We start from the raw sequence: 26,123 nt of genomic DNA, 5'->3' as shown, positions 1-26,123 counted from the left end.
GGGGGATCAGCCGTTTCCCTTCAGTAGCGTGCGTAACGCCGCCGCCTCATCGTTGGAGACCCCGCCGACGAACCGTGCAAGTACCGCGTGCCGGTCCCGGGAGTCTCCAAGGACTTCGTGCATGAGTTCCGCGGTGTACTCCTCCCGCGAGGCCACAGCGCGGTAGCGGTGGGGGCGCGCGGTGCGATCCGAGACGACCAGACCTTTGCGTGCAAGGCGGCTCAAGACCGTGAGCAGGGTGGTCACGGCGGGTGGGCGCTCCCGGGAGCTGTCGAGCACGCCCTTGACGTCGTACGCCGTCACCGGCCCACTGTGGTCCCAGATTACGTCCATAACGGCACGCTCCAACTCGCCCAGGGTCGCCACGGTGATCCTCTCCTCCTGCTGTGTAGCCGGATTCTATCAGTGGCGAAAGAAATTCGACTCTCGGTAGAAATATTTCTACGCTATGTAGAATGCCGATGGCGGGTGAACACGACACCCGATCCGGTGAAAGGGGTTGGCGTCCTATGGACGTTGTCGAGATCGCACGCTGGCAGTTCGGCATCACGACCGTCTACCACTTCCTCATGGTCCCGCTCACTATCGGACTCGGGGCGATGGTTGCCGTGATGCACACCGCCTGGGTGCGCAGCGGCCAGGAGAAATTTCTCCGGATGACCAAATTCTGGGGAAAGCTCTACCTCATCAACTTCATCCTCGGCGTGGCCACGGGCCTGGTCCAGGAGTTCCAGTTCGGAATGGCCTGGAGCGAGTACTCCCGGTTCGTCGGGGACGTGTTCGGTGCCCCGCTCGCGCTCGAGGGTCTGCTCGCCTTCTTCCTCGAATCGACCTTCCTCGGTATCTGGATCTTCGGCTGGGGCAGGCTGCGCAAGGGCGTGCACCTCGCGGCCCTGTGGTGCGCGGTGATCGGATCCTGGGTCTCGGCGTACTTCATCATCGTCGCCAACTCGTGGATGCAGCACCCCGTGGGCGTTGAGCTCGGCGAGGACGGCCGGCCGGTCATGACTGACGTGTGGGCCGTGCTCACCAACAACACCGCACTGGCAGCGTTCACCCACGCCGTCTTTGGTGCGCTCGTGGTGGGAGGGATGTTCCTGCTCGGGATCGCCTGGTACCACCTGTGGCGCCGCCGGCATGACGGGATCGACACCGTCGACGAGCGCGGGCACGTGATCGTGGGGCAGGCCCAGGACATACCAGGACGCGACCGCACCGACCACGGCGTCTGGATCTGGTCCCTGCGATTCGGCGCGATAGTCGCCATGGTGGGGTTCCTCGGCACAGTCGTCACCGGCGACATCCAGGGCAAACTCATGTACGAGCAGCAGCCCATGAAGATGGCTGCCGCCGAGGCCGCCTGCCACTCCGGCTCCTCCTTCTCGGTGCTCTCGCTGGGCAACCCGGGATCCACGGACTGCCGCGACGTCACCACTCTCATCGAGGTCCCCGGCGTTCTCGGCTTCCTCGCCACCGGGGAGTGGGGCGTCGACATGCCGGGTATTCGCGACCTCGAACCCGAGTACGTGGACCGTTACGGCGAGACGATTCCGGACGACGCCCTGTACGGCGACCGGGCGGGCGCGCAGATCGAGTACGTCCCCGTCATGTGGGTGACCTACTGGGGCTTTCGCCTCATGATCGGCCTCGGCGGGATAGTCGCCGCCGCCGGAGCGGTTGCCCTGTGGCTCACCCGGCGCGGCACCGTCCCCGCCTCCCGCGGGCTCATGCGACTCGCGCTCGCCGGAATCCTCGCCCCGTTCGCCGCAAACATCGCCGGATGGATCTTCACCGAGATGGGCCGACAGCCGTTCGTCGTGGCCCCGAACCCCGCCGTGACCGGCGCCGACTCCGTGTACATGTACACCCAGGCAGCCGTATCTCCCGGTGTGACCGCCGGGGAGCTGCTGTTCTCCCTCATCTCCCTGGGCTCCGTCTACGGGGTTCTGCTGGTCGTCGAGGTGTACCTGCTGGTGCGGTATACGCGCGGTGGAGTCGCCAGTGCAATGCCCGAACTCGTTGGTCAGGACGACGACGACGTCGACGACCCGGACGGCGAGCACGACGACGTGCTGTCGTTTGCCTACTGACCACGAGACGAGGAACAACCATGGAACCCCTTGCAATCATCTGGTTTGTCGCCATCGCCCTCCTGTGGACCGGGTACCTCCTGCTCGAGGGATTCGATCTGGGCGTGGGCATGCACATGATCTTCTCGACCCGCAGCGAACGCGACCGCCGCGTCATGCTCAACACCATCGGCCCCGTCTGGGACGGCAACGAGGTGTGGCTCATCACCGCCGTCGCTGCCCTCTTCGCCGCGTTCTCGCCCTGGTACGCCGCGCTACTGTCCGCCCTCTACGTGCCGCTGACCCTCGCGTTGCTCGGACTCATCGTGCGGGCCGTCGGTATCGAGTACCGGGGCAAGGTCGGCACAAGGGTCTGGGCGACGTTCTGGACGTACATGATCGGCCTCGGTTCCGCGGCCGTCGCGTTCTTCATCGGCGCGCTGCTCGCGCTCACCTCGATCGGACTGCCTATCGACGGCAACGGCGACCGCGTCGGCGGTCCCTTTGCCTGGCTCTCGTGGCCCGCCCTCGTCGGTGGCCTCGCCGTGGTGGGATTTGCCCTGGCCCACTCCGCCACGTTCCTGGCGCTCAAGGCCGACGGCCCAGTGCGGCGGCGCGCATCCGGTTTCGCCGTCCGGTGGGCTCCCCTCTGCCTGCTGCCGCTGCTCGTCTGGATTGCGATGGTGCAATTCGAGCACGGTGCCGGACCGGCGGGGTGGACGGTCGCCCTTCTCGCCGTGGTCTCCGGTGGCGTCGGATGGGCTCAGGCACGCGCGGGCCGGGAAGGGCTCGCGTTTACCGGCTATGCCGGCACCGGCCTGTTCGGGCTGGCCGCGATCTTCCTGGCCATGTTCCCGGTTCTGCTGCCGTCCACAATCGACAGTGCCTTCGACATCACGGTGCAGTCCGCGGCGCACAGTACGTATACCCTCGGCGTGTTGACCGCCATCACGGTCGTGGCGCTGCCCGTGATCCTCTGTTACCAGGCATGGAGCTACTGGGTATTCCGGCACCGCGTCACACCCGGGATGATCCCCGAGCCACACGTGGTTCTGCCGGCGATTCTGCGGGCCGAAGACGCCGGGCGCCAGGTGTAACCACCCATCAGCCGACTGCGACCAACCTGATGGCCGGGTCCGTCGTAGACGGCAGGACCGCCTCGGCAGACTGGCCCCCATTGAATTCGAGACCATCATGACCGACGAGGCCCTTCAGACCGCGTGACTAACCCTGTCACCTAACCGTGCATCAGCTCCCGGCGCTCGGTGGCGGGTTTCTGCCAGTACTGGCTGGCGGTCCGGTGTCGTGCTGCAGTGCCTACCGCGAGCAAGATTCGCGGGAGGCGCTATTGCTACGACTGCGGGAGGTCGCGGGTCAGCGGGACTACTTCCCACTGGGTGTCGCTTCGCACCTCCTCGACCAGATCCGGCCTAGTCGAGTAGACCTCGATCCATCCTGTCTCGGGTTGAATCTCGAGGAACAGTGTCTCGTCGTCGGACCACAAGAAGGATGGTTCGGGGTGGAGGAACGGGTCCATGAGAGCCGCCGTGGAAGCTGATACCAGCTGGTAGTCGTAGGAGCTGCCATAGTCGCCGTCATCGACGATTGTGATAGTGCGTGCGGCGTCGGATGTTCCGATTGGATCGCCGTTCACTGTCCAGATCGCGGCTTTCCACTGCAGGACAGACGCGGTGCTGCAGTAGCGCTGCGCGATCTCGATGGCAGGGCCAGCGCTACACCCGACCAGGCGATCCACACCTATCGCCACCTCCGGGGTGTTGGCGCTGTCGATCATCGATGTCAATCCACGGCGGGGCGGATACTGCGCACCTACACGCTCAGCGACCTCATGCCATGAGCTCCACCCGGCCACGTCGCGGCCCGTATGGAGCGTGATCGGACACAGGATCCGCACCCCGTAGGGAAAGAGATCTCGGACAGCACCCACGGTCCCGGTCTCGAGCAACGCTGCGATGCGGCCCTTGCCGCACACTGGCGACCACCCATCCATGTCGCTTCCCCTTCCTCGTCTACGTCGTATGTCGTTGGAGGGCGCGGTACAACGTTGACCGTCCGACTTCCAGATCGCGGGCGATCGCTGATGGCCCCTCCCCTGCCTCGATGCGGGCGCGGGCCTTGTCGATCTGCTCGTCAGTCAGGACGCGTTTGCGTCCCTTGTACTTGCCCTTCGCCTTGGCGATGGCGATGCCCTCGGCCTGGCGTTCACGGATGATGGCCCGCTCGAACTCGGCGAACGCACCGAGCAGCGAGAGCATCAGGTCTGCTCGAGGATCCTGGGCGCCGGCGGCGTAGGTGGCCCGCTCGTGGACGAACTCCACACTGGCGCCCTTGGCGGTGATCTCGCCGACGATCTGCTTGAGATCAACCAGAGAACGGGCGAGCCGGTCCATCGACGCAACAACCAGCTCGTCACCGTCCCGGAGATACCTGATGCACTCTTCTAGCTTCACGCGATCGGCACGCGAGCGAGCGGACTGTTTCTCGACGTAGACCCGGTCGCACTCCCCCACCGCTTCGAGCTGACGCGCCTCGTTCTGATCGGCCGCCGACACCCGCACGTACGCCACTCGCTGCCCACGAGGACGCGAGGCCCGGCGAGCCGGCTTCGGATCCGGCTTTGGCTTTCGTTTCGGGTTCTGCTCGATGATGTTCTCCGAGTCCGTCGACTCCACCCGAAAGCTCCAGCCCAACTCGTCCCGGCGCCGGAACCGAGTCCGCTCTTTCCCGCGGCTGACGATGAGCACCTCCTCGCCACCGTCACCCGAACGGTTCAAGAGCGTCCCGATCCGATCGGCCATCGAAGAGACCCTTTCGCCCGGAATCTGTATCAGTAGATATTAGACCCGATGGGAAGGTGTTTCATAAATGTCGAACTGGACCCTGTGACACAGCAGCAATGGTCGGCGGCATATCGTCCTGCACGGGTGTACTCGAACAAATCCCGCTGCTGCTGAGTAGCACTAGGGAGATCTACGAGCGTCGCCAGCGGTGAGTTCCTGCCAGCTCGCAGGTTCGTGATCGGGTAACAGCCGCAACGTCTGGCAACCGACGCGTCTCCAGTCGGCAAAACCTGTCGGGCCAGGCGTCAGCCGAGCAGCCCCTCGGCCGCGATCCGCCAGTCCTCGACCGGCGGCGTCAGCACGTTCTCGCCGAGCACCTGCACCAGCACGGTCGAGGCCCCTGCGTCCAGGTGCTCCTGCACCCGCGCCCGCGTCGCCTCGACCCCGCGGGTGACCATCGCGTGCTTGAGCCGATCGCTGCCCCCGCGCACGTAGTCCGACTCGTCGAACCCCTGCCGGGTCCACGAGTTCCGATAGTTCGGCAGGCCCGTATAGACGTTGAGGTGATCGTGGGCCCGCGACCGCCACACCTCGTTGTCGTCGTCGACCCCCTCGGCCACCACCGCGGCGTGCTCCACGACCAGGGCCGGCCCGTCGTCGGCGGTCCCGCCGAGGATCTCGCGCGCCCGCGCGGTGTGCTCGGGCAGCGTCAGGTACGGGTGGGCGCCGGCGGTGCGATCGCGCGACAACTCGAGCATCCTGGGGCCGAGCGCGGCGAGCACGACCGGCGGCATCGTGTCCTCGCCCGCCGCCATGGGTTGAGTCCGGTCGAGCGCGTCGAGGTACTCACGCATCGCCGACAGCGGCCGCCCGTAGTGGTGACCACGGTGGCGCTCGACCAGCGGCGCGTGCGAGACGCCGAGGCCCAGGACGAACCGGCCCGGGTGCATGGCCTTGATCGTCCGGGCGGCCGCCCCCGCCGCCGAGGCGTCGCGGCCGTAGATGTTGGCGATGCCGGTGCCGATCGCCATCCGGCGCGTGGCGCCCAGGTACAGCTGCGCGGCGGTGAACGCTTCCCGGCCGACGGCCTCGCCGAACCACAGCGAGCCCCAGCCCTGGTCCTCGACCTCACCGAGCACGTCCGGGATCTGTGCCACCGGGACGCCCTCGAGCGAACCGGTCCACAGGCCGACCCGCCCGAGCCGCTCGCGGCCCGCGGGGTGGGATGCGCTGTCCCGGAGAGAAGTCATGGCACGAGTGTGCCCGACGCGCGTGGCCGTTCGCCGCAAACCCGCATCCCCGAGACCGTTCCACGACACACTGAGCTGCAACGTGTTGCAGCGCACGCGCGGCGCGCCCGAGACCGAGGAGATGAGACGCCGATGTTCGAGTGGTCCGAGACCGACCTGATGATCCGCGACGCCGTGCGCGGCTTCATCGCCAAGGAGATCCGTCCCAACCTGGACGCCCTGGAGAGCGGTGAGATCACGCCGTACCCGATCATCCGGAAGCTCTTCGCCGAGTTCGGGATCGACACCATGTCGCGCGACAGCGTGGAGAAGATGCTCGCGAAGGCGCGGGCGTCCGGTGACGCGCCGCGTGGAGACAGTGGGAAGGACGACGACGACGAGGAGGGCGGCTCCGGCGACGCCCTCAGTGGCCGCGATTCCATGATGGCGGTGGTGATCAGCGAACTGGCCGGGGCCTGCATGGGGCTCGTCTCGGCGCTCGGCGTGAGCCTCGGGTTGGGCGCCACCACGATCGCGTCCCGCGGCACGCTCGTGCAGAAGGAGCGCTGGCTGCCGGGGATCATGACCATGGAGAAGGTGGCGTCCTGGGCCATCACCGAGCCGGACTCGGGCTCGGACGCCTTCGGCGGGATGCGCACCTACGTGCGGCGCGACGGCGACGACTACATCCTCAACGGCCGCAAGACGTTCATCACCAACGGCCCGTACGCCGACGTGATGATCGTCTACGCCAAGCTCGACGAGGGCGATCCGGCGGTGGGCCCGCGCGACCGCAAGGTCCTCACGTTCGTCCTCGACAAGGGCATGGACGGGCTCACCCAGGGCCCGCCGTTCAAGAAAATGGGCCTGCACAGCTCTCCCACCGGCGAGCTGTTCTTCGACGACGTGCGCCTCGGCCGGGACCGCCTGCTCGGCGGGTCCGAGACCGGTCGCGGCGGCGACGGGAAGGAGTCCGCGCGGTCGAGCTTCACCGCCGAGCGGATCGGGGTGGCGACCATGGCGCTCGGGATCATCGAGGAGTGCCGCCGGCTGTGCATCGAGTACTCGCGGGAGCGGACGCTGTGGGGCCAGGAGATCGGCCGGTTCCAGCTCATCCAGCTCAAGCTGGCGAAGATGGAGGTCGCGCGGATGAACGTGCAGAACATGGTCTTCACCTCCATCGAACGCGCCCGCGCCGGCAAGCCGCTGTCGCTCGCCGAGGCGTCGGCGATGAAGCTGTACTCCTCCGAGGCCGCCACCGAGGTCGCCATGGAGGCCGTGCAGTTGTTCGGCGGCAACGGCTACATGGCCGAGTACCGGGTCGAGCAACTCGCGCGTGATGCCAAGTCGCTCATGATCTACGCCGGCAGCAACGAGATCCAGGTGACGCATATAGCCAAGGGGCTGCTCGCGCGCTGAGAGCCGTGTCGTTCCGGTTGCCGTGCGCGTCCGGACTCGTACCGTCATATCATGGCCACCGAGATGTTGCACACCTACATGCAGGACCACCACGCCGGTGCCGCCGCCGGGATCGACCTGTTCCGGCGCGTCGCCGAGGACCACAACGACCCCCACGTCCGAGAGGTCGTGAGCCGGATCGGCGACGAGACCGTCGAGGATCTCAAGGCCCTCGAGGAGCTCATGACGCTGGCGGGAACGTCGCCGTCGCTCCTCAAGGACCTGCCCGCCAAGACATCCGAGAAGCTCGGCCAACTCAAGCCCAACCGCCGCATCGCCGACCGGTCGCCGCTCAGCGACCTGGTCGAACTCGAGGCGCTCACCCTGGCGGTGACCGGCAAAAAGATGGGCTTCCGGGCACTGCTGGAGATCGAGGACCCACGCCTGCCGACGCCGACGCTGCAGAACCTCTTCGACCGGGCCGAGCGGCACGCCCGCGAGTTGGAGGAACTGCGCGTGAAGTGCACCGGCGTACTCAAGCAGAACTAGACGCGCCGCGGGAGCCGGCCGCCCGCACCGACCGCCCTGGCGGTTCGACCGGTGTGCAGGCCGCGCGGACTTCGTTACGTTCGGGGCATGGGTACCACGAGCGACATCGCAGACAATGCGCAGCAGATGGTCAACGACTCCGGCGGGTTCCCCGCCCAGGAGCAGGAGCCGCCCGGGCTGACGTCCCGGATGGACCCACGGCCCGACCACGGCGAGCACAGCTATCGCGGGTCCGGCCGACTCGAGGGTCTCAAGACGCTCATCACCGGCGGGGACTCGGGGATCGGGCGGGCCGCCGCGATCGCCTTCGCCCGCGAGGGTGCCGACGTGGCGATCTCCTACCTGCCCGTCGAGCAGCCGGACGCCGAGGAGACCGCCGAGTGGATCGAGAAGGCCGGACGCCGCGCGGTCCTGCTGCCGGCGGACCTGCAGGACGAGGCGCAGTGCCGGAAGGTCGTGCGTGACGCCGCCGAACAGCTGGGTGGACTCGACGTCCTCGTCAACAACGCCGCCTACCAGCACGCCCGCGGCGACGGGCTGGAGACCATCGACTCGGAGAATCTCGACCGGGTGATGAAGACCAACCTCTACGCGACCATCTGGGCCAGCCAGGAGGCGCTGCAGTTCCTCGGCCGCGGGTCGTCGATCATCAACACGACGTCCATCCAGGCCTACCAGCCGGCGCCGCCGCTGGTGGACTACGCGGCGACCAAGGCCGCGCTCAACAACCTCACCGTCAACCTGGCCAATGAGCTGGGCGAACGCGGGATCCGCGTCAACGCCGTCGCTCCCGGGCCCATCTGGACGCCCCTACAGCCGGCGACCCAGGACCCGGAGAAACTCGAGGAGTTCGGCGGCGACACACCGCTGGGCCGCGCCGGTCAGCCCGGCGAGTGCGCAGGCGCGTACGTCTTCCTCGCGTCACCCTCCGACGCCAGCTTCGTCTCCGGGACGGTACTGGGGGTGACGGGCGGCAAGCCCATCTTCTGACATGTCGACCCCCCTCGAGGAGTACGCCCTTCTGTCCGACCTCCGGACCGGCGCGCTCGTCTCGTGCGACGGCAGCATCGACTGGCTCTGCCTGCCCCGGTTCGACTCCCCGGCCATGTTCACCGCGCTGCTCGGCGGGCCCGACGACGGCCGGTGGCGGCTATCGGCCGTCGACGGCGAGGTGATCGAGCGGCGCTACCTGCCGCTGACCTTCGTCGTGGAGACGACGTGGCGCGGTCCGCGCGGCATCGCCCGGGTGACCGACTTCCTGCCGCGCAGCACCGATCAGGGTGACCTCGTCCGCCGCGTCGAGTGCCTCGAGGGTGAGATCGAGGTGGAGCACGACCTGCGGCTGCGATTCGACTACGCCCGCGCGACGCCGTGGACCCGGGAGGTCACGCTCGACGGCGGCGAGCGGGCGCTGCTCGCCCTGGCCGGCCCGGACGCCATCCTCGTGAGCGGCCCGATGCTGACGTGCCCGGACGCCGAGGTCGGCACCGCCACCGGCGGACAACGGGCCACTCGACTGGAGGGCAGATTCGCCCTGACCGCCGGCGAGATCGCCGCATGGGACCTGACGTGGTTCCCCTCGCACCAGGACCCGCCCGCCCCGCCGGACACCGAGCAGGCCCTCGACGCGACGGTCGGCATGTGGCGCGAGTGGGCCGACCAGCTGTCAGTGGACGGCCCCTACCGGGAGGAGGTCGTCCAGTCCCTGCTGGTGTTGCGCGCACTGACGAACCTCGACACCGGCGGCATCGTGGCCGCCCCCACCACGTCGCTTCCGGAGGAGTTCGGCGGCGGCCGCAACTGGGACTACCGCTACACCTGGCTGCGCGACGCCGCGTTCACCATCGAGGTCGTGGTGGCGCACGGGCTCACCCGGGGCGCGACCCTGTGGCGCGACTGGCTCCTGCGCGCGGTCGCCGGTGACGCCCAGGACGTCCGGATCATGTACGGGCTCTCGGGCGAACGGCAACTGCGCGAAGAGGAGCTCGGCCACCTGTCCGGGTACGAGGACTCGCGCCCGGTGCGCATCGGCAACGGGGCCGCCGATCAGTACCAGGCGGACGTCGTGGGCGAGGTGATGATCGCCCTGCACGAGCTGCGCGCGGCGGGTGTGGACGAGAACGAGTACACCTGGGGGCTGCAGAAGAGCCTGCTGGACTACGCCGAGGCGAACTTCGACCGCGAGGACCACGGCATCTGGGAGATGCGCGGCGACACCCACCACTTCACGCACGGCCGCGTCATGATGTGGGCCGCCTTCGACCGCGGGATCAAGGCGGTCGAGGAGTTCGGCCTCGACGGTGACGTCGGACGCTGGCGGGAACTGCGCGCCCGGCTGGCCGAGGAGATCGAGGCCCACGGGTTCGATCCGGAGCTGGGCAGCTACACCCAGACCTATGACAACGACGAGGTCGACGCGTCCCTGCTCCAGCTTCCCCACACGGGTTATCTGGCCTTCGACGACCCCCGCATGCTGGGCACGGTCGCCAAGATCGAGAAGGACCTGGTCAGCGGGTTCGGTCTGGTCAACCGCTACCGGACCGCCAGCGGCATGGACGGGGTCGGCGGCACCGAGTACCCGTTCGTGATGTGCACGTTCTGGCTGGTCGAGCAGTACGCCTGCAGCGGGCGGCTCGCCGACGCCGAGAAGCTCATGGGCGAGGTGCTGGCCCGCGCGAGCGACCTCGGCCTGTTCGCCGAGGAGTACGACCCGGACACCGGACGTCAGGCGGGTAACTTCCCCCAGGCGTTCAGCCACATGGGACTGATCCGCGCCGCGGACGCGATCGACGCCGCACGCGGCGCCCGCTCCGCACCCGGAGCCGAGCAGAAGGAGGACTGAGCGATGGCCGACTACGGATTCCACGCCTCGCACGAACAGATCTCGCCCGGTCGACTCCTCGCCGACGTGCAGCGGGCCGAGCGAGCGGGGTTCCGCATGGCGATGTGCTCCGACCACTTCGCGCCGTGGTCGGTCCGACAGGGCCATTCGGGCTTCGCCTGGTCCTGGCTGGGCGCCGCGCTGGCCACCACCGACCTCGAGTTGGGCACCGTGTGCGCGCCCGGGCAGCGCTACCACCCCGCGGTGGTCGCGCAGGCGTCCGCGACCCTGGCGCAGATGTTCCCCGGGCGCTTCTGGCTGGCCCTGGGCAGCGGCCAGAACATGAACGAGCACATCACGGGCGATGCGTGGCCCGCCAAGGACATCCGTCAGGCGCGGCTCGAGGAGTGCGTGGACGTGGTCCGCCGTCTGCACGCCGGCGAGGAGGTCACCCACCGTGGACTCGTAGAGGTCGACCGGGCGCGCGTCCACTCCCTGCCCGACACCCCGCCACCCCTCCTCGGGCCTGCGCTCACCCCGGCCACCGCCGAGCGGGCCGCCGCCTGGGCGGACGGTCTTATCACCGTCAACGCCGACCTCGAGACCGTGGCCGGGATCGTAGGCGCCTACCGCGCCGCCGGCGGGCGCGGGCCGCTCGCCCTGCAGGTCCACATCTCGATCGCCGACACTATCGAGCGGGCCCGCGACCTCGCCCGCGACCAGTGGCGCAACAACGCGGTCGACTCGCCCCTCGACGCGGACCTGGCCACCCCGGAGGAACTCGACCTCGCCGGACGCCGCCTGTCAGACGAGAAGATCGCCGAGGCCGTGATCGTCACCGACTCCGTCGACGACCTCATCGGTCGACTGCGCGAGTTCGAGGAGCTCGGATTCGAGCGGATCTACCTCCATCACGTCGCGCGGGACCAGGCGCCGTTCCTCGAGCTCGCCGAGCGGCAACTCCTGCCCGCCCTCCACGGTTCCACGTGAAACCCGCGGGTCCGTCGCCCCTCAGCGCATCTCGCCGGCGCCCACGTACGGGTTGAGGCTGGTCGTGGGGCGTCCTTCCGCGAACCGGGAGTAGCGGCAGTCGGACGGGTCGACGCCGCTCATCGTCGTCGTCCCCTCAGTCAGTAACTCCGCGACCAGCCGACCGACCGCGGGTGCCATCTTGAAGCCGTGGCCCGAGAACCCCACCGCGAGGAACAACCCCTCGATCGGCGACGGGCCGATGATCGGGTTGTAGTCCGGCGTCGTGTCGTAGGCCCCGACGTAGCTGCCCGTGATCGAGGGGTCGGGCATGTCCGGGAGCCGGTGCATGAGCCGCTCGACGACCTTCTCCACCGTGGAGGTGTCCGCACGGTTGGCGTAGGCGTCCGGGTCGATGTACTCCGGCGCGTGGTGGTCGGAATTGCCGGCGAGGATCTCCCCGTTGGGCTCGCGGCACAGGTACTGCAGGCCGACCAGATCGGACAGGGTGGGCACCGCCCCGAGCGGCTCGCCCTGGTCCACCATCACCAGCTGGGCGCGCTGAGCCCGGACCGGGATGTCCAGGCCCACGGTCGCACCGAGCTGTGGCGCCCACACGCCGGTCGCGAGGATCACCTGCTCGGCGTGGATCCGGGTGCCGTCGGCCAGCTCGGCGCCCACGACCCGGTCACCGCGTCCACGGATCAACGAGGCCACGCGGGTGCTCTGCCGGATCCGCACACCACGTCGGCGGGCGGCGGCCGCGAACGCCATCCCCGTCATGTACGCCTCCCCCCGGCCGCCCCGCGGCTCCCACGCGGCCGCCGCCACGTCGTCGACGTTCAGTCCCGGCCACAACTCGGCCATCCGGTCCGGGCCGATGAGCTCGGTCTCGACCCCCAGGCTCTGCTGCATCGCCACGTTCGCCCGCAGCGGCACCACGTTCTCCTCGCCGACGATCACCGCGTAGCCACACTGGCGGAAGCCCAGGTCGTCACCGAGCAGCTCGGTCGCGTTCTCGAACACCGGGATGCTGTACCAGCTCAGCGCCGCCATCGTCGGCGAGCCGTAGTGGCAGCGCACGATCCCGCTGGACTTTCCGGTCATGCCGGAGCAGAGCGTGTCCTTGTCCACCACGAGGATGTCGGTCTCGCCCCGCTCGGTGAGGTTCCACGCGATCGACAGGCCCTCCAGGCCGCCGCCGACGATGAGGAACCTCACCGTGGTGCTCGTTGCCGTGTCTGTCATCGGTCACTCCTTCGCTTCGGTTGTGAGGGTGTCGGTGCCGAGGGTGTCGGTGGTGAGCAGGTCCGCCAGGACGTCGGCCAGAGCCTCGGCGCCGCACTCGGCGTCGGCGTCCTCGACGTACTCGTCCGGCGAGTGGGAGACGCCGGAGGGGTTGCGGACGAAGAGCATCGCGGTGGGGACGTGCGCGGCGAGGACGCCCGCATCATGTCCGGCGCCCGTCGGCAGTACCGGGACGCCCGGCAGGCCGGCGCGGAGCCGGTCGCGCAGCACGGGATCGAAGTCCACCGACGCGCTGAGCGACTCCTCCACCATCGACACACCGCACCCCTCCCGTAGCGCGGCGGACGCCGCCGCTTCGGAGATCTCGTACACGATCCGCTCGGTGACCACGTCATCCGGATGGCGCACGTCCAGCCACAGGTCCACGCGCGAGGCGATGACGTTGGTGCCCCCCGGCGTGGGCACCAGTCGGCCGACCGTGGCCCGCGCCCCCCGGTGCACGTGCGCGATGCGCCGGACGTCGAGGACCGTCCGCGCCGCCGGGATCATGGGATCGCGCCGGTCCGCGAGCAGCGTGGTGCCGGCATGGTTGCCCTGGCCGGTGAACGTCAGCCGCCACCGCCCGTGGCCGATGATCGACGAGGCCACCGCCACGGGGCTGTCGAGGTCGACGAGCCCGCGGCCCTGCTCCACGTGGAGTTCCACGAAGCGACCGATGCGGCCCAGCGCCTCGTCGTCGCGGCCGAGGTGCGCTGGTTCGAGACCGTTGCTCCTGCACAGCTCGGCGAAGGTGACCCCGTCGTCGTCGCTCAGTCCCGCCGCCACGGCCGGATCCATCGCGCCCGTCAGCAACAACGACCCCAGGCACGCCCGCCCGAACCGCGACCCCTCCTCCTCGGGGAAGACGGTCAGCGCCAGGGCCCGGCGCGGCCGCACCCCCCGCGCCACGAGTCGGTCCACCGCGACCAGCGCCGACGCGACGCCGAGGGGACCGTCGAAGGCCCCTCCCCCGGGTACCGAGTCCAGGTGACTCCCGGTGACCACGGCGTCCTCCAGCGGATGGTCGGCCGGGTTCCACCAGGCCCAGATGATGCCGTTGCGGTCCGTCTCGGCGCACAGACCGCGGGCGGCGGCCTCGGACAGGAACCACTCGCGCAGGCTCGACTCGGCGGTGGAGTAGACGGGGCGGCTGTATCCGCCCCTGATGGGATCGGTGCCGACGTCCGCGATCGCGGACATCAGCGAGGTGACGGTGGCGGCCACGGGTGCCGACATGGGGGCTCCTCGGGAAAGGTGGGGGCGCACGACCGGGTGAAGGGTCGCGTGCGGGAAATGGATGGGATGTGGTCGGGCGGGCGCCGGGGCGGGTGGTGAGCGGCCAGCGCGGGGAACGCCGCGGCTGTCAGCCCTCGACGCCGTCCGGATAGGCGGTCACGGAGAGGAATCGGATGGGCAGCTCGAGCATCGCCACCGGGCCGTGGACGCCCTCGCCGTCGAGGAGCAGGGAGTCCCCGGGCCGGAGGCGGTACTCCGCCTCGGCGTGGTGGTAGATCATGTCGCCGGCCAGCATGTAGAGCAGCTCGGTCCCCGGGTGCTGGAAGCGCGGGTGCGTCTCCGACTCGGCGGTGAGCGTCACCAGGACCGGTTCGATGCGCTTGTTGGGCCCGCGCAGCGCGCCCAGCAACTCGTAGACGTGCCCGACCGACGTGCCCCGTCCGACGATCGTGGCGCCCTGCCCGTCGGCGGTGAACACCGCGTCCCGCCTGGTGTCCGCGCCACGCAGCAGCGAGGTCACCGGGACGTCGAGACCGGCGGCGAGCTTGGCCAGCATGCTCAGCGAACAGGACGTCTGCGCGTTCTCGATCTTGGACAGCATCGCCTTGGAGATACCGATCCTCTGCGCCATCTCCGCCACGCCCAGCCCCTCGGCCGAACGCAGCCTCCGGACGTGGAAACCGATGATCCGCTCGAGGTCGTTGCCGGTGGGCACGTCCACCGGGAGCTCGCGCGGAGCCTCCTGATGGACGATTCTGCGCGCGGTCTCCGGGTCGGTCCCCATGGCCTCGACGGTAGCGGTCACCTACAGGCCCCGTCCCACGTGTCCGGGGATCCAGTCGGTACCGGCCAGCGGCACCCGCGCCATCGCGGCGGCCTCGAGGGTCAGCGCCACCAGGTCGTCGGGCTCCAGGTGGGTCAGGTGCGCCTTGCCGCACGCCCGGGCGATGGTCTGCGCCTCCATGGTGAGCACGTGCAGGTAGTTGGCCAGGCGCCAGCCGGCGGCCTCCGGGTCCAGCCTGCTCGCCAGCTCGGGATCCTGCGTCGAGATGCCGGCCGGGTCGCGACCGTCCTGGAAGTCGTCGTAGAAGCCGGCCGCCGACCCCAGGGCGCGGTACTCCTGCTCGTAGCGCGGGTCGTTGTCGCCCAGCGCGATGAGCGCCGCCGTCCCGATGGCCACCGCGTCCGCGCCCAGTGCCATGGCCTTGGCGACATCGGCGCCCGAGCGGATGCCTCCGGAGACGATGAGCTGCACCTTCCGGTGCATGTCCATCTCCTGCAGCGCCTGCACCGCCTGCGGGATCGCCGCGAGGGTGGGGATGCCCACGTGCTCGATGAACACGTCCTGCGTGGCCGCCGTCCCACCCTGCATCCCGTCCACCACCACCACGTCGGCGCCGGCCTTCACCGCGAGCTTGACGTCGTAGTACGTGCGGGTGGCCCCGACCTTGACGTAGACCGGCTTCTCCCAGCCGGTGATCTCCCGGAGTTCGAGGATCTTGATGGCCAGGTCGTCGGGACCCGTCCAGTCCGGATGCCGGCACGCCGAGCGCTGGTCGATGCCCATGGGCAGCGTGCGCATCTGCGCCACCCGATCCGAGATCTTCTGCCCCAGGAGCATGCCGCCGCCGCCGGGCTTGGCCCCCTGGCCCAGCACCACCTCGATCGCGTCGGCCTTGCGCAGGTCGACCGGGTTCATCCCGTACCGCGACGGCAGGTACTGGTAGACGAGCTGCGAGCTCTGGCCCCGCTCCTCCGCGGTCATCCCACCGTCGCCGGTCGTCGTGGACGTCCCGGCCGCGCTGGCCCCCCGCCCCAGCGCCTCCTTGGCCTGCGCGGACAGGGCGCCGAAGCTCATCCCCGCGATGGTGACGGGGATGTCCAGGTGCAGCGGCTTCGACGCGTACCGGGTGCCCAGGGTGATGTCCGTGCCGCAGCGCTCGCGGTACCCCTCGAGCGGATACCGGGACATCGAGGCGCCCAGGAAGAGCAGGTCGTCGAAGTGCGGGAGCGGGCGTTTGGCGCCCCAGCCGCGGATGTCGTAGATCCCGGTGGCGGCCGCGCGCTGGATCTCGCGGATGACCGGGCGGGGGAACGTCGCGGACTCCCGCAACGTCGGGTCGGGGGCGGCCGGGACGGAGGTGACCGGCTCGGTGCGGGTGTGGCCGTCGAAGGGCATGTCGGCTCCTGTCGGTAGGTGCGGAGTGATGTCAGTACGCCGAGGCGTTGTCGACGTCGAAGTTGTAGAGGGTGCGCGCGGACCCGTAGCGCCGGAACTCGTCGGTGGCCACGTCGGTGACCCCGGCCCGGTCGAGGAGCTCACCGAGCTCGGCGTGGTGCTCGGGCCGCATCTCCTTCTCCACGCAGTCGGCGCCCAGCGAGGCGACGCGGCCGCGCACGTAGATGTGGACCTCGTAGAGGGAGTCACCGAGGGCGTCCCCGGCGTCGCCCAGGACCACCAGGCGCCCGGCCTGGCCCATGAAGCAGCTCATGTGGCCGATCGAGCCGCCCACCACGATGTCGACGCCCTTCATCGAGATGCCGCACCGTGCTCCGGCATCCCCGCTGATCACCAGCAGTCCGCCGTGCGCGGTCGCGCCGGCCGACTGGGAGGCCGAGCCGTTGACCCGGACCGTCCCGGACATCATGTTCTCGGCGACGCCGACCCCCACGTTCCCGTTGACGGTGACGTGGGCGCCGTCGTTCATCCCGGCGGTGTAGTAGCCGGTGGGTCCGTCGATCACCACCTCGTCCGGCTGCGCCAGGCCAACGGCGAGCGCGTGCGCCCCCCGGGGATCGGTGAGCAGGAACCGGCCGGAGCCGTCGGAGCCCTGAAGGGTCCGGTTGGTCTCCCGCAGCCCGGCCTCGCGGACGTCGATCACGCGCGGCTCGGTGGACGCGGCGCGCTGGTCGGGTGCCCTGTACTCCGGGGCGAGTTCCTGCTGCGGTGTGACGGTCATCGTGTGTCCTTTCTGAGGCGCGGGGGCGGGGCGGGGTTCAGCGGTGCCAGTGGTAGACGCGACCCGGTTCGGGCTCGTAGATGTGCGCGTCGGCGATCCCCGGTAGGTGCGCCATCGCGCGGTACTCCGAGGCCATGGCCACGTACCGGTCGGTCTCGGCGATCACCGCGGGCTTGCAGGCGATCGGGTCGCGCACCACGGCGAACTCCTCGGCCGTGGACACCAGCAGGGTGTAGAAGCCGTCGAGGACGCCGGCCATCTCCTCCAGCGCCTCGTCGATGCCCGCGCCGGCCGCTATCTGCTCGGCCACGAAGCGGGCGGCGACCTCCGTGTCGTTGAGGGTGTCGCAGTGGACGCCGCGCCGGGCCATCTCGCGGCGCACCGAGGCGTGGTTGGAGAAGGAACCATTGTGGACGATGCACTGGTCCGGGCCCACGGAGAAGGGGTGGGAGCTGGCCGGGGTGACCGCGGACTCGGTGGCCATCCGCGTGTGCCCGACGCCCTGCCACCCGGAGGCGCTCGGCAGGCCGAAGCCCGCGGCGAGGTCCATCGGCAGTCCGACGCCCTTGAGAACGGCGAGCTCGGTACCCATGCCCACCAGGACGACCTCCGGCGCGGCCGTGCGGACCGCGGTGGCCAGGGCGTCGGCGTCGGTGCGGGCGGTCAGCAGTGTGGTGGCGCCGAGTTCCCGGCCGTGGACCTCGGCGCCGAGGAGGCCGGAGACGCGGGAGGCCAGGGTCGTGGCGTCCTCGCCGTCGGTCAGCACGGTGACGGTCGCCGACCCGGGCGGGGTCCAGTCGGTGTTGCCGTAGACGGCGACGCCGGCCGAGTCCGAGCCCCGGTCGGTCATCTCGCCGAGCATGGTCGTGAGCAGGGCTCCCAACCGCGGCTCGAGGTCCGGGTCGCGCAGGTGGAGTCCGACGATTCCGCACATGGGTGTTCTCCTTCAGGGGTCGTGGGTGGGGCGCTCAGAGCGCGGTGAGGTACTCGTCGATCTCCCACTGCGTGACGGTGTTGTGCCACGCGGTGAACTCCTCGCGTTTGAGATCGGCGTAGTACTCGGCCACGCCGTCGCCGCCGATGTCGAGGGCGGCGCGGATCACGCGATCGCGGTTGAGTTCCTCGACAGCGTGGAGGAGGGTCGGCGGGAGAGTGCGGGCGGCGTCGGCGAGGGTGGCCGGCGGCCCGGGGTCGAGCTCGCGCCGAACGCCGTCCAGCCCGGCGGCCAACTGCACCGCGATCGCCAGGTACGGGTTCGCCGAGCCGTCACCACCGCGCAGCTCCACACGGTTCCCGTCCGGGACCCGTAGGTAGTGGGTTCGGTCGTTGCCGCCGTAGGTCACATCGCGCGGTGACCACGTGGCGCCAGAGGCGGTCGTCTGCGCGCCTATACGTTTGTAGGAGTTGATCGTCGGGCACAGGACCGCGTGCATCCCGGTGGAGTGCCCGAGGATGCCGGCGATGAACGAGTACGCGGTGGGCGACAGCCCCAGGCCGTATCGATCCCGGTCGCCCGCGGGGAAGACCGGGTCGCCGTCGCGCCACAGCGACATGTGCAGGTGCATCCCGGAGCCTGTGCGGTCGGAGAACGGCTTGGGCATGAAGGTGGCGATCATGTCCCGCTGCTCGGCGACCATCGAGATGATGTAGCGCAGGGTCATGACCCGGTCGGCGGTGATCATCGCCTCGTCGTAGGCGAAGTTCTGCTCGAACTGCCCGTTGCCGTCCTCGTGGTCGTTGGCGTAGTTGGCCCACCCGAGGGTGTTCATGGCGTCGGAGACCCCGGCGAGGTGCTCGTACATGCGGGTCACCCCGCGGGCGTCGTAGCAGGGGTGGGACTCGTCGTCCCTGGGGTCGGCCGTGCACAGGGAGCCGTCGGCGTTCCTCCGGACCAAGAAGTACTCGACCTCCGCGCCCACCTTGAGTTCGAGGCCGTCGGTGGCGGCGTCGGCGAGCGTCCGGCCGAGGATGACGCGCGGCGCGAAGCGCCACGGCTCGCCGTTCACCCAGGGGTCGCAGTGCACCAGGGCCAGGCCGGGTTTGATGAAGTCCAGGGAGGTGAAGGACCGGGGGTCGGGGACGACGACGAGGTCGGGGTCTCCGGGCTGTTGGCCCATCGCATCGGCGGCGAAGCCGGCGAACCCCAGCTCTCCGGCCTCGAGCTGATCGACGGCGGCGGCGGGGACGAGCTTGGCGCAGGGTTTGCCGCGGAGGTTGGTGAACACGGCGAGGACGAATCGTGTCCCCGTCTCGGCCACCAGTCGTGCGAGTGGGCCGCGATCCGGGCTCGCGGCGGGGCCCGGCACCGGAACCGCCGGGTGAGGGGCGGAGTCGCTCGGACTGGCGGCGGCCCCGACGGCGGGGTCTGCGGTCACGGTCATTGGTCCTCCCAGGGCGTTTCTTTTTGGTGTCCATAACCTACTGACATGAAACGCCGAGTTGGTTTCGACGGTGTTACATCTCGTCGCCATCCCGGAGCCGCCCGACTTCCCGATCTCCCCGCTGGTCAGACGACCCATTCGGTAACCGGATGGAAACGAGCGTGACACCCGACGGTGAGGGACGCGGGATCACACTGTGAAACGTTCGTTTATCCCGACGGCCGTCCCCGGGGTGGCCCGCAGAGAAAAGAGAGACAGATGGACGTAGCCATCGCGGCGGCGGACACCGCCTGGGTGCTCGCGGCCATGGTCGCCGTGGCGCTGATGGTGCCCGGTCTGGCCCTGTTCTACGGCGGCATGGTCAGCATCCGCAGCACGCTCAACATGATGATGATGACGATCGGCGCGGTCGCCGTGATGGCGGTCCTGTGGGTCGTGGTGGGCTACTCCCTCACGTTCGGCGATTCGGTCGGCGGACTGGGACTCCTCGGCGACCCGCTCGAATATCTCGGCCTGGAGGGCATCATGGCCGAGCCGGAGACCCCCGGTCTCCCGCCCGCACTGTTCGCCGGGTTCCTGCTGCTGTTCGCCGGCATCACCGTCGCCCTCGTCGCGGGTGGTGTCGCCGACCGGATGAAGTTCTCCAGCTGGCTGGTCTTCGCGGTGGTGTGGCCGCTGCTGGTGTTCTTCCCCGTCGCGCACTGGGTGTTCGCGTTCGACTCCGATGACGGATCCGTGGTGGGCGGGTGGATCGCCAACGGCCTCGGTGCCATCGACCTGGCCGGCGGTACCGCGATCCACATCAACGCCGGCGTGGCGACTCTCGCGCTGGTGCTCGTTCTCGGGCGCCGCGCCGGGTTCCCCACCGTGAGCCGTCCCCACAGCGTGCCGCTGACCTTCCTGGGCGCGGGGCTGCTGTTCGCCGGCTGGATCGGCTTCAACGCCGGCTCGGCGGTCGCGGCCGGCAACACCGCGGGTGTGGCCGCCCTCAACACGGTGGTTGCCGCCCTGTGCGGCGCGCTGGCCTGGATGATCACCGAACAGATCCGGGCGAAGCACCCCACGACGCTGGGCGTCGCCTCGGGCCTGGTCGCCGGCATGGTCGGCATCACCCCGGCCGCGTCGTCGGTGAGCCCGCTCGGTGCCATCGCGATCGGGCTCATCTGTGGCGTGGTGTGCCACTACGCGGTGGGACTGAAGTTCCGCCTCGGCTTCGACGACTCACTCGACGTGGCCGGTCTGCATCTCGTCGCGGGCGTGATCGGCACACTGCTCATCGGCGTGCTCGCTGATCCGGCCTCGCCCGTCGGCGAGGCCGGGCTGCTGTACGGCGGCGGGTTCGGCCAACTCGGGGCCCAGGCCCTGGCCACACTCGCCGTGGTCACCTACTCGTTCGTCGTGACCCTGCTCATCGCGCTGGTCCTGCACAAGACGATGGGGCTACGCGTCACCGAGGAGGACGAGCTCGAAGGTCTCGACACGGCGTACCACCGCGAGATGGCCTACTTCCAGGACGGACTCGGCACCCGGGTCGAGCCGACCGGGTCGTCGGGGCCAGTGAACGGGTCACCGGCGCCCACGGTCCCGGCCGCGCCGGCTGGCACGTAGGGGGCACCTCGCGCGATCCGTCGCCCCGGGGGCCGCGCTGACGCTGTGATCCACGCCGGCAGCGCGGCCCCGATCGCCCGGCTAGACGTTGCGGATCGCGACCGTCCGAGTGTTGAGGTAGCACTCCATGGCCTCGGGTCCGCCCTCGGAGCCGTAACCCGATTCCTTGATCCCGCCGAAGGGCAGCTCGGCGGAGGGCATGGACGGCATGTTGACCCACAGCATCCCCACCTCGACCCGCCGGGTCAGCAGGTCCGCGTTCGCCAGCGAGCCGGTGAACGCGTAGCCGGCCAGGCCGTACGGCAGGCGGTTGGCCTCGGCGATCGCCTCGTCGAGCTGATCGAAGCCGCGGATCGCCGCCACCGGGCCGAACGGCTCGTCGTTGAAGAGCCGGGCGTCGGTCGGCACCTCGTCGAACACCGTGGGCGCCCAGTAGTTGCCCGCCTCGCCGATCCGGTGGCCGCCGGTGAGCACCTGCGCGCCGCGGTCCAGGGCGTCGGTGTGGAACTCGCCCATCGCCGCGAGCCGACGGTCGTTGGCCAGCGGACCCATGGTCGTGCCGTCCTCCAGCCCGCTGCCCACACGGATGCTCTCGGCGTGGCCGACCAGCGCGCGGGCGAACTCGTCGCGGACACCGTTCTGCACGAGGAACCGGGTCGGGGAGATACACACCTGGCCGGCGTTGCGGAACGTCATCGGCCCCATCGTCCTGAGCACGAGTTCGAGGTCGGCATCGTCGCACATGATCACCGGGGCGTGGCCACCGAGCTCCATGGAACTGCGCTTCATGTGTTGCCCGGCCAGCGCCGCCAACTGCTTGCCGACGGCGGTGGATCCGGTGAAGGTGACTTTCCGGATCACGGGGTGCGGGATGAGGTAGCCGGAGATCTCGGCGGGGTCGCCGTAGACCAGCCCCAGCACGCCGGCCGGCAGGCCGGCGTCGGCGAACGCCCGGATGAGCTCGGCAGGACTGGCCGGCGTCTCCTCCGGTGCCTTGACGATCAGTGAGCACCCCGCCGCCAGGCCGGCCGCGATCTTGCGGACCACCTGGTTGACGGGGAAGTTCCATGGCGTGAACGCCGCCACCGGGCCCACCGGGTCCTTGAGGACCATCTGGCGGATCGTGATGTCGGTGCGGTGGGGCACGAGCCGCCCGTACACGCGCAGGCCCTCGTCGGCGAACCAGTCGATGATGTCGGCGGCCGCGAGGATCTCCCCCTCGGACTCGCGGAGCGGCTTGCCCTGTTCCAGGGTCAGATGGTGCGCGATCGTCTCGACCCGGTCGCGCAGCAGCTGCGCGGCGGCGCGCATGATCGTGCTCCGCTTCGCCGGGGTGGTGTCGCGCCAGATCCGGAAGCCGCGGTCGGCGGCGGCGAGTGCACTATCGAGGTCGGCGACGGAGGCGTGGGCGACCGTGCCGATGACCTGTCCGTCGGCCGGGTTGAGCACGTCGATGGTGCGACCGTCGGCGGAGTCGATCCACTGGTCGTCGATGAACAGGCGGGTGTCGGGGTACACCGTCTCGGTGCGGTCGTCGTGGGGCGCAGAGCTCATGCCCCACTTCTACGACACTCGCCCGCCCTGCGAGGCGATTCGGCCAGGGGCCGACCCGGCCGCCCACCGGGCCACGGTCCTCTCGACCCCCCTCAACACCGAAAATCCGCTACTCCCCCTCGGAATTCGCTACTCCGACAGGGGTAGCGAATCCGGAGGGACAGTAGCGGATTCGGGGGGCGGGCCGGCCACCGTGGGTGGCCGGGCCGGCACCCGTCAGACGCCCGCGCCCTGCTGGTCCTTGACCGCGGACAGGATGTCGCCGACGCGGTCCTTGGCGTCGCCGAACAGCATCTGGGTGTTCTCGCGGAAGAACAGCGGGTTCTGCACGCCGGCGTATCCGGCGGCCATGGACCGCTTGAACACGATGACGTTCTCGGCCTCCCACACGTGGAGCACGGGCATCCCGGCGATCGGGCTGCCCGGATCCTCCGCGGCGTCCGGGTTGACGGTGTCGTTGGCACCGATCACCAGGACGACGTCGGTGTCGGCGAAGTCATCGTTGATCTCGTCGAGCTCGAGCACGATGTCGTACGGCACCTTGGCCTCGGCCAGCAGCACGTTCATGTGCCCGGGCAGGCGGCCGGCGACGGGGTGAACGGCGAACCGCACGTCCACACCACGCTCGCGAAGCGTGCGGGTCAGGTCGGCGACCGGGTACTGCGCCTGGGCCACGGCCATGCCGTAACCGGGCGCGATGATCACCGAAGAGGCGCCGGCGAGCATCTCCGCGGCACCGGCCACGTCGATCTCGGTGTGCTCCCCGTGGTCCTTGCCCTCGCCGGAGGCGGCCTCGATGCCGAAGCCGCCCATGATGACGGAGAAGAACGACCGGTTCATGGCCTTGCACATGATGTACGACAGGTAGGCGCCCGAGGACCCGACGAGCGCACCGGTGACGATGAGCAGGTCGTTGCCCAGCAGGAAGCCGGTCGCCGCGGCCGCCCAGCCTGAGTACGAGTTGAGCATCGACACCACCACGGGCATGTCGCCGCCGCCGATGGAGGCGACCAGGTGCCAGCCCAGCGCCAGGGCCAGGACGGTGACGACGATCAGCATCCACAGGGCGGGGCTGATGACGAACCACACGGTGAGGATGACGAACGCCACGAGGATGCCGAGGTTGATGAGGTTCTTGCCCGGCAGGACCAGCGGCGCGGACTTCATCTTGGCCGACAGCTTGAGGTAGGCCACGATCGAGCCGGTGAAGGTCACGGCGCCGATGAACACGCCGATGAACACCTCGGCGTGATGGATGCCCAGCAGCGAGCCGGTGAGCTCACCGTGCAGGTCGGGCTCGAGGTAGCCGTTCCAGCCCACCAGGACGGCGGCCAGACCGACGAACGAGTGCAGCAGCGCGATGAGCTCGGGCATCTCGGTCATCTGCACACTGCGCGACCGCCAGATCCCGACGGCGGCACCGATGGCCACGGCGCCGACCATGAGGACGATCCCCAGGGTCGGGGGCTGATGGTCGAGGACCAGCGCGATGGTGGCGATGAGCGCCAGCGCCATGCCGGAGATACCGAAGGTCAGTCCCCGGCGGGCGGTCTCGTGTTTGGACAGTCCGGCCAGCGACAGGATGAACAGCAGCGCCGCGATCAGGTAGGCCGCATTGGCGGCGGAGTCGATCGACATCTTCTCAGGCTCCCTTCGAGAACATCGCGAGCATGCGACGGGTCACGGCGAAGCCGCCGAAGACGTTGATGGACGCGAGCAGGATCGCCACCACGGCCAGGACCAGACCCAGCGTGTTGTCGATACCAATCTGCAGCAGCGCGCCGACGACGATCACACCCGAGATCGCGTTGGTGACCGACATCAACGGTGTGTGCAGTGCGTGATGGACGTTGCCGATGACGTAGTAACCGATGACGATCGCCAACACGAACACCGTGATGTGCCGGGCGATGTCACCCGGCGCGGCTGCCGTGAGGAGCAGCAGCAGCGCCATACCCACGGCGATCATGCCCAACTTCGCGGCCGGCGAGAGCTTCTTCTTCTCCTCGGCCGGCTCCGCCGTCGCCGCGGCCGCCGGTGCCGCCGGGGCCGCACTGACCTGCACCGGCGGCGGGGGCCACATGATCTCGCCACCCTTGGTGACGGTCACACCGCGCTGGACGACGTCGTCCATGTCCAGCGACCACAGGCCGTCCTTGCCCGGCGTGACCAGCTTGGTGAAGTTGACCAGATTGGTGCCGTACAGCTGCGACGCCTGGGCGGGCAGACGGCCGGCCAGATCTGTGTAACCGATGATGGTCACACCGTTGTCGGTCACCACGACCTGGTCGGCGACGCTGCCCTCGACGTTTCCGCCCTGGGCCGCGGCCATGTCGACGATGACCGAGCCACGCTTCATGGCCTCGATGTCGGCGGCGGTGATGAGCCGCGGCGCCTTCCGGCCCGGGATCAGCGCGGTGGTGATGATGATGTCGACCTCGGCGGCCTGATCGGTGTAGAGCTTGGCGGCCGCGCGGTCGTAGGCCTCACTCGTGGCCTTGGCGTAACCGTCGGTGGAGACGACCTTCTCCTCGTCGGGAACCTCGACCGGCAGGTACTCGCCACCGATGGACTTGACCTGGTCGGCGACCTCGGGCCGGGGGTCGGTCGCGCGCACGATCGCGCCGAGGCTCGAGGCCGCACCGATCGCGGCCAGACCCGCCACGCCGGCACCGGCGACGAGGACCTTGGCCGGCGGCACCTTGCCCGCCGCGGTGACCTGGCCGGTGAAGAACCGCCCGAAGTGATGGGCGGCCTCGATCACGGCTCGGTAGCCGGCGATGTTGGCCATGGACGACAGAACGTCCATCGACTGCGCGCGGGAGATGCGCGGAACGGCATCCATCGCCAGGGCGGTCACGCCGCGCTCGGCCAACACCGTCAACAGGTGCTCGTTCTGCGCCGGCGCGAGCAGGCTGACCAGCGTGGCCCCGGACCGGACCCGGCCCACCTCGGACTCGGTCGGCACGGCGACCTTCATCACCACATCGGACGACCAGGCGGCATCGCCGTCGACCAATTCCGCGCCGGCCTCCGCGTACGCAGCGTCGGCGAACTCCGCGCGCGTGCCGGCGCCCCGCTCGATCACGACCCGGTAGCCCAGGCCGATCAACTTCGCGACCGTCTCAGGCGTCGCGGCCACACGGTTCTCCGCCGGATTGGATTCGGCGACCACGCCGATCACCGAAGGGGCGTCTGCGGTTTCCCGGACATCAGTCTCCGGGGTCATATCAGGGATCTCTTCAAGGCTCGAGGCCATCG

Annotated in this window: 22 protein-coding genes; 8 read left to right on the top strand and 14 right to left on the bottom strand. The window is 69.5% G+C overall.

All coding sequences use genetic code 11. The annotated features are described in order from the left end of the window. Positions 1 to 6 precede the first annotated feature (6 nt). Positions 7 to 366, bottom strand: a complete 360-nt coding sequence (locus VYL96_RS00380; protein WP_070719688.1) for a BlaI/MecI/CopY family transcriptional regulator — start codon at positions 364 to 366, stop codon at positions 7 to 9. Between the two features lie 143 nt (positions 367 to 509). On the opposite strand from VYL96_RS00380, the gene VYL96_RS00375 reads away from it, so the two are divergent. Both VYL96_RS00375 and cydB read left to right on the top strand, forming a co-directional pair. Further along, complete coding sequence (locus VYL96_RS00375) at positions 510 to 2,090, top strand: cytochrome ubiquinol oxidase subunit I (protein WP_131886396.1); 1,581 nt, start codon at positions 510 to 512, stop codon at positions 2,088 to 2,090. 20 nt (positions 2,091 to 2,110) lie between these two features. Continuing rightward, the gene (gene cydB, locus VYL96_RS00370) at positions 2,111 to 3,166 is read left to right on the top strand and encodes a cytochrome d ubiquinol oxidase subunit II (RefSeq protein ID WP_119192335.1); all 1,056 of its coding nucleotides are present in this window, start codon (positions 2,111 to 2,113) and stop codon (positions 3,164 to 3,166) included. Between the two features lie 254 nt (positions 3,167 to 3,420). Here the strand turns inward: cydB and VYL96_RS00365 are convergent, their stop codons facing one another. The 3 genes from VYL96_RS00365 to VYL96_RS00355 form a co-directional block, all read right to left on the bottom strand. Continuing rightward, positions 3,421 to 3,864 (bottom strand): hypothetical protein, encoded by a 444-nt coding sequence (locus tag VYL96_RS00365; RefSeq protein ID WP_131886395.1) that lies wholly within the window; start codon positions 3,862 to 3,864, stop codon positions 3,421 to 3,423. A 235-nt stretch (positions 3,865 to 4,099) separates the two neighbouring features. Further along, positions 4,100 to 4,888 carry a recombinase family protein gene (locus tag VYL96_RS00360; RefSeq protein WP_082924043.1) on the bottom strand — a complete coding sequence of 263 codons (789 nt, stop codon included), beginning with the start codon at positions 4,886 to 4,888 and terminating at the stop codon, positions 4,100 to 4,102. Positions 4,889 to 5,175: 287 nt separating this feature from the next. After that, entirely contained in the window at positions 5,176 to 6,120 is a 945-nt protein-coding gene (locus tag VYL96_RS00355) for a TIGR03620 family F420-dependent LLM class oxidoreductase (protein ID WP_007633165.1), read from the bottom strand. A gap of 132 nt (positions 6,121 to 6,252) precedes the next feature. Here VYL96_RS00355 and VYL96_RS00350 point away from each other — a divergent pair, with 132 nt between their 5' ends. The 5 genes from VYL96_RS00350 (at position 6,253) to VYL96_RS00330 (ending at position 11,857) form a co-directional block, all read left to right on the top strand. Then, the gene (locus tag VYL96_RS00350; RefSeq protein WP_007633166.1) at positions 6,253 to 7,518 is read left to right on the top strand and encodes an acyl-CoA dehydrogenase family protein; all 1,266 of its coding nucleotides are present in this window, start codon (positions 6,253 to 6,255) and stop codon (positions 7,516 to 7,518) included. A 51-nt stretch (positions 7,519 to 7,569) separates the two neighbouring features. Next, positions 7,570 to 8,046, top strand: a complete 477-nt coding sequence (locus VYL96_RS00345) for a hypothetical protein (protein ID WP_007633167.1) — start codon at positions 7,570 to 7,572, stop codon at positions 8,044 to 8,046. Positions 8,047 to 8,172: 126 nt separating this feature from the next. Continuing rightward, a complete protein-coding gene (locus VYL96_RS00340) occupies positions 8,173 to 9,036 on the top strand; it encodes an SDR family oxidoreductase (RefSeq protein ID WP_165928534.1) in 864 nt (287 codons plus the stop codon). Between the two features lies 1 nt (position 9,037). Further along, positions 9,038 to 10,888, top strand: a complete 1,851-nt coding sequence (locus tag VYL96_RS00335; RefSeq protein WP_131886394.1) for a glycoside hydrolase family 15 protein — start codon at positions 9,038 to 9,040, stop codon at positions 10,886 to 10,888. Between the two features lie 3 nt (positions 10,889 to 10,891). Beyond that, positions 10,892 to 11,857 (top strand): TIGR03885 family FMN-dependent LLM class oxidoreductase, encoded by a 966-nt coding sequence (locus tag VYL96_RS00330; RefSeq protein ID WP_131886393.1) that lies wholly within the window; start codon positions 10,892 to 10,894, stop codon positions 11,855 to 11,857. Between the two features lie 21 nt (positions 11,858 to 11,878). Here the strand turns inward: VYL96_RS00330 and VYL96_RS00325 are convergent, their stop codons facing one another. From VYL96_RS00325 to glnT, 7 genes are all read right to left on the bottom strand, one after another. Next, complete coding sequence (locus tag VYL96_RS00325; RefSeq protein WP_131886392.1) at positions 11,879 to 13,084, bottom strand: NAD(P)/FAD-dependent oxidoreductase; 1,206 nt, start codon at positions 13,082 to 13,084, stop codon at positions 11,879 to 11,881. 3 nt (positions 13,085 to 13,087) lie between these two features. After that, positions 13,088 to 14,359, bottom strand: coding sequence for an allantoate amidohydrolase (locus tag VYL96_RS00320; RefSeq protein WP_131886391.1), 1,272 nt, complete (start codon positions 14,357 to 14,359; stop codon positions 13,088 to 13,090). Positions 14,360 to 14,486: 127 nt separating this feature from the next. After that, positions 14,487 to 15,143 (bottom strand): helix-turn-helix domain-containing protein, encoded by a 657-nt coding sequence (locus tag VYL96_RS00315; protein WP_131886401.1) that lies wholly within the window; start codon positions 15,141 to 15,143, stop codon positions 14,487 to 14,489. A gap of 21 nt (positions 15,144 to 15,164) precedes the next feature. Next, positions 15,165 to 16,538, bottom strand: coding sequence for an FMN-binding glutamate synthase family protein (locus VYL96_RS00310; RefSeq protein WP_131886390.1), 1,374 nt, complete (start codon positions 16,536 to 16,538; stop codon positions 15,165 to 15,167). 31 nt (positions 16,539 to 16,569) lie between these two features. Beyond that, positions 16,570 to 17,319, bottom strand: a complete 750-nt coding sequence (locus VYL96_RS00305) for a protein glxC (protein WP_131886389.1) — start codon at positions 17,317 to 17,319, stop codon at positions 16,570 to 16,572. Between the two features lie 37 nt (positions 17,320 to 17,356). Then, the gene (locus VYL96_RS00300) at positions 17,357 to 18,253 is read right to left on the bottom strand and encodes a class II glutamine amidotransferase domain-containing protein (protein WP_131886388.1); all 897 of its coding nucleotides are present in this window, start codon (positions 18,251 to 18,253) and stop codon (positions 17,357 to 17,359) included. Between the two features lie 34 nt (positions 18,254 to 18,287). Beyond that, the gene (gene glnT / locus VYL96_RS00295; protein WP_131886387.1) at positions 18,288 to 19,700 is read right to left on the bottom strand and encodes a type III glutamate--ammonia ligase; all 1,413 of its coding nucleotides are present in this window, start codon (positions 19,698 to 19,700) and stop codon (positions 18,288 to 18,290) included. A gap of 258 nt (positions 19,701 to 19,958) precedes the next feature. Between glnT and VYL96_RS00290 the strand changes: the two genes are divergently transcribed. Beyond that, positions 19,959 to 21,308 (top strand): ammonium transporter, encoded by a 1,350-nt coding sequence (locus tag VYL96_RS00290; RefSeq protein ID WP_236885327.1) that lies wholly within the window; start codon positions 19,959 to 19,961, stop codon positions 21,306 to 21,308. Positions 21,309 to 21,389: 81 nt separating this feature from the next. Here the strand turns inward: VYL96_RS00290 and VYL96_RS00285 are convergent, their stop codons facing one another. From VYL96_RS00285 to VYL96_RS00275, 3 genes are all read right to left on the bottom strand, one after another. Beyond that, on the bottom strand, positions 21,390 to 22,862 hold the full coding sequence (locus VYL96_RS00285) for an NAD-dependent succinate-semialdehyde dehydrogenase (RefSeq protein WP_131886386.1): 1,473 nt from the start codon (positions 22,860 to 22,862) through the stop codon (positions 21,390 to 21,392). Positions 22,863 to 23,078: 216 nt separating this feature from the next. After that, complete coding sequence (gene pntB, locus VYL96_RS00280; protein WP_131886385.1) at positions 23,079 to 24,500, bottom strand: Re/Si-specific NAD(P)(+) transhydrogenase subunit beta; 1,422 nt, start codon at positions 24,498 to 24,500, stop codon at positions 23,079 to 23,081. A gap of 4 nt (positions 24,501 to 24,504) precedes the next feature. Continuing rightward, on the bottom strand, positions 24,505 to 26,091 hold the full coding sequence (locus tag VYL96_RS00275; RefSeq protein WP_131886384.1) for a Re/Si-specific NAD(P)(+) transhydrogenase subunit alpha: 1,587 nt from the start codon (positions 26,089 to 26,091) through the stop codon (positions 24,505 to 24,507). Positions 26,092 to 26,123: the final 32 nt, after the last annotated feature.

The sequence above is a fragment of the Dietzia maris genome (genome assembly GCF_036287335.1).
Classification (GTDB): Bacteria; Actinomycetota; Actinomycetes; order Mycobacteriales; family Mycobacteriaceae; genus Dietzia; species Dietzia cinnamea.
Note: the sequence above shows the minus strand (reverse complement) of the source record. Positions and strands in the feature narration are given on the sequence as shown.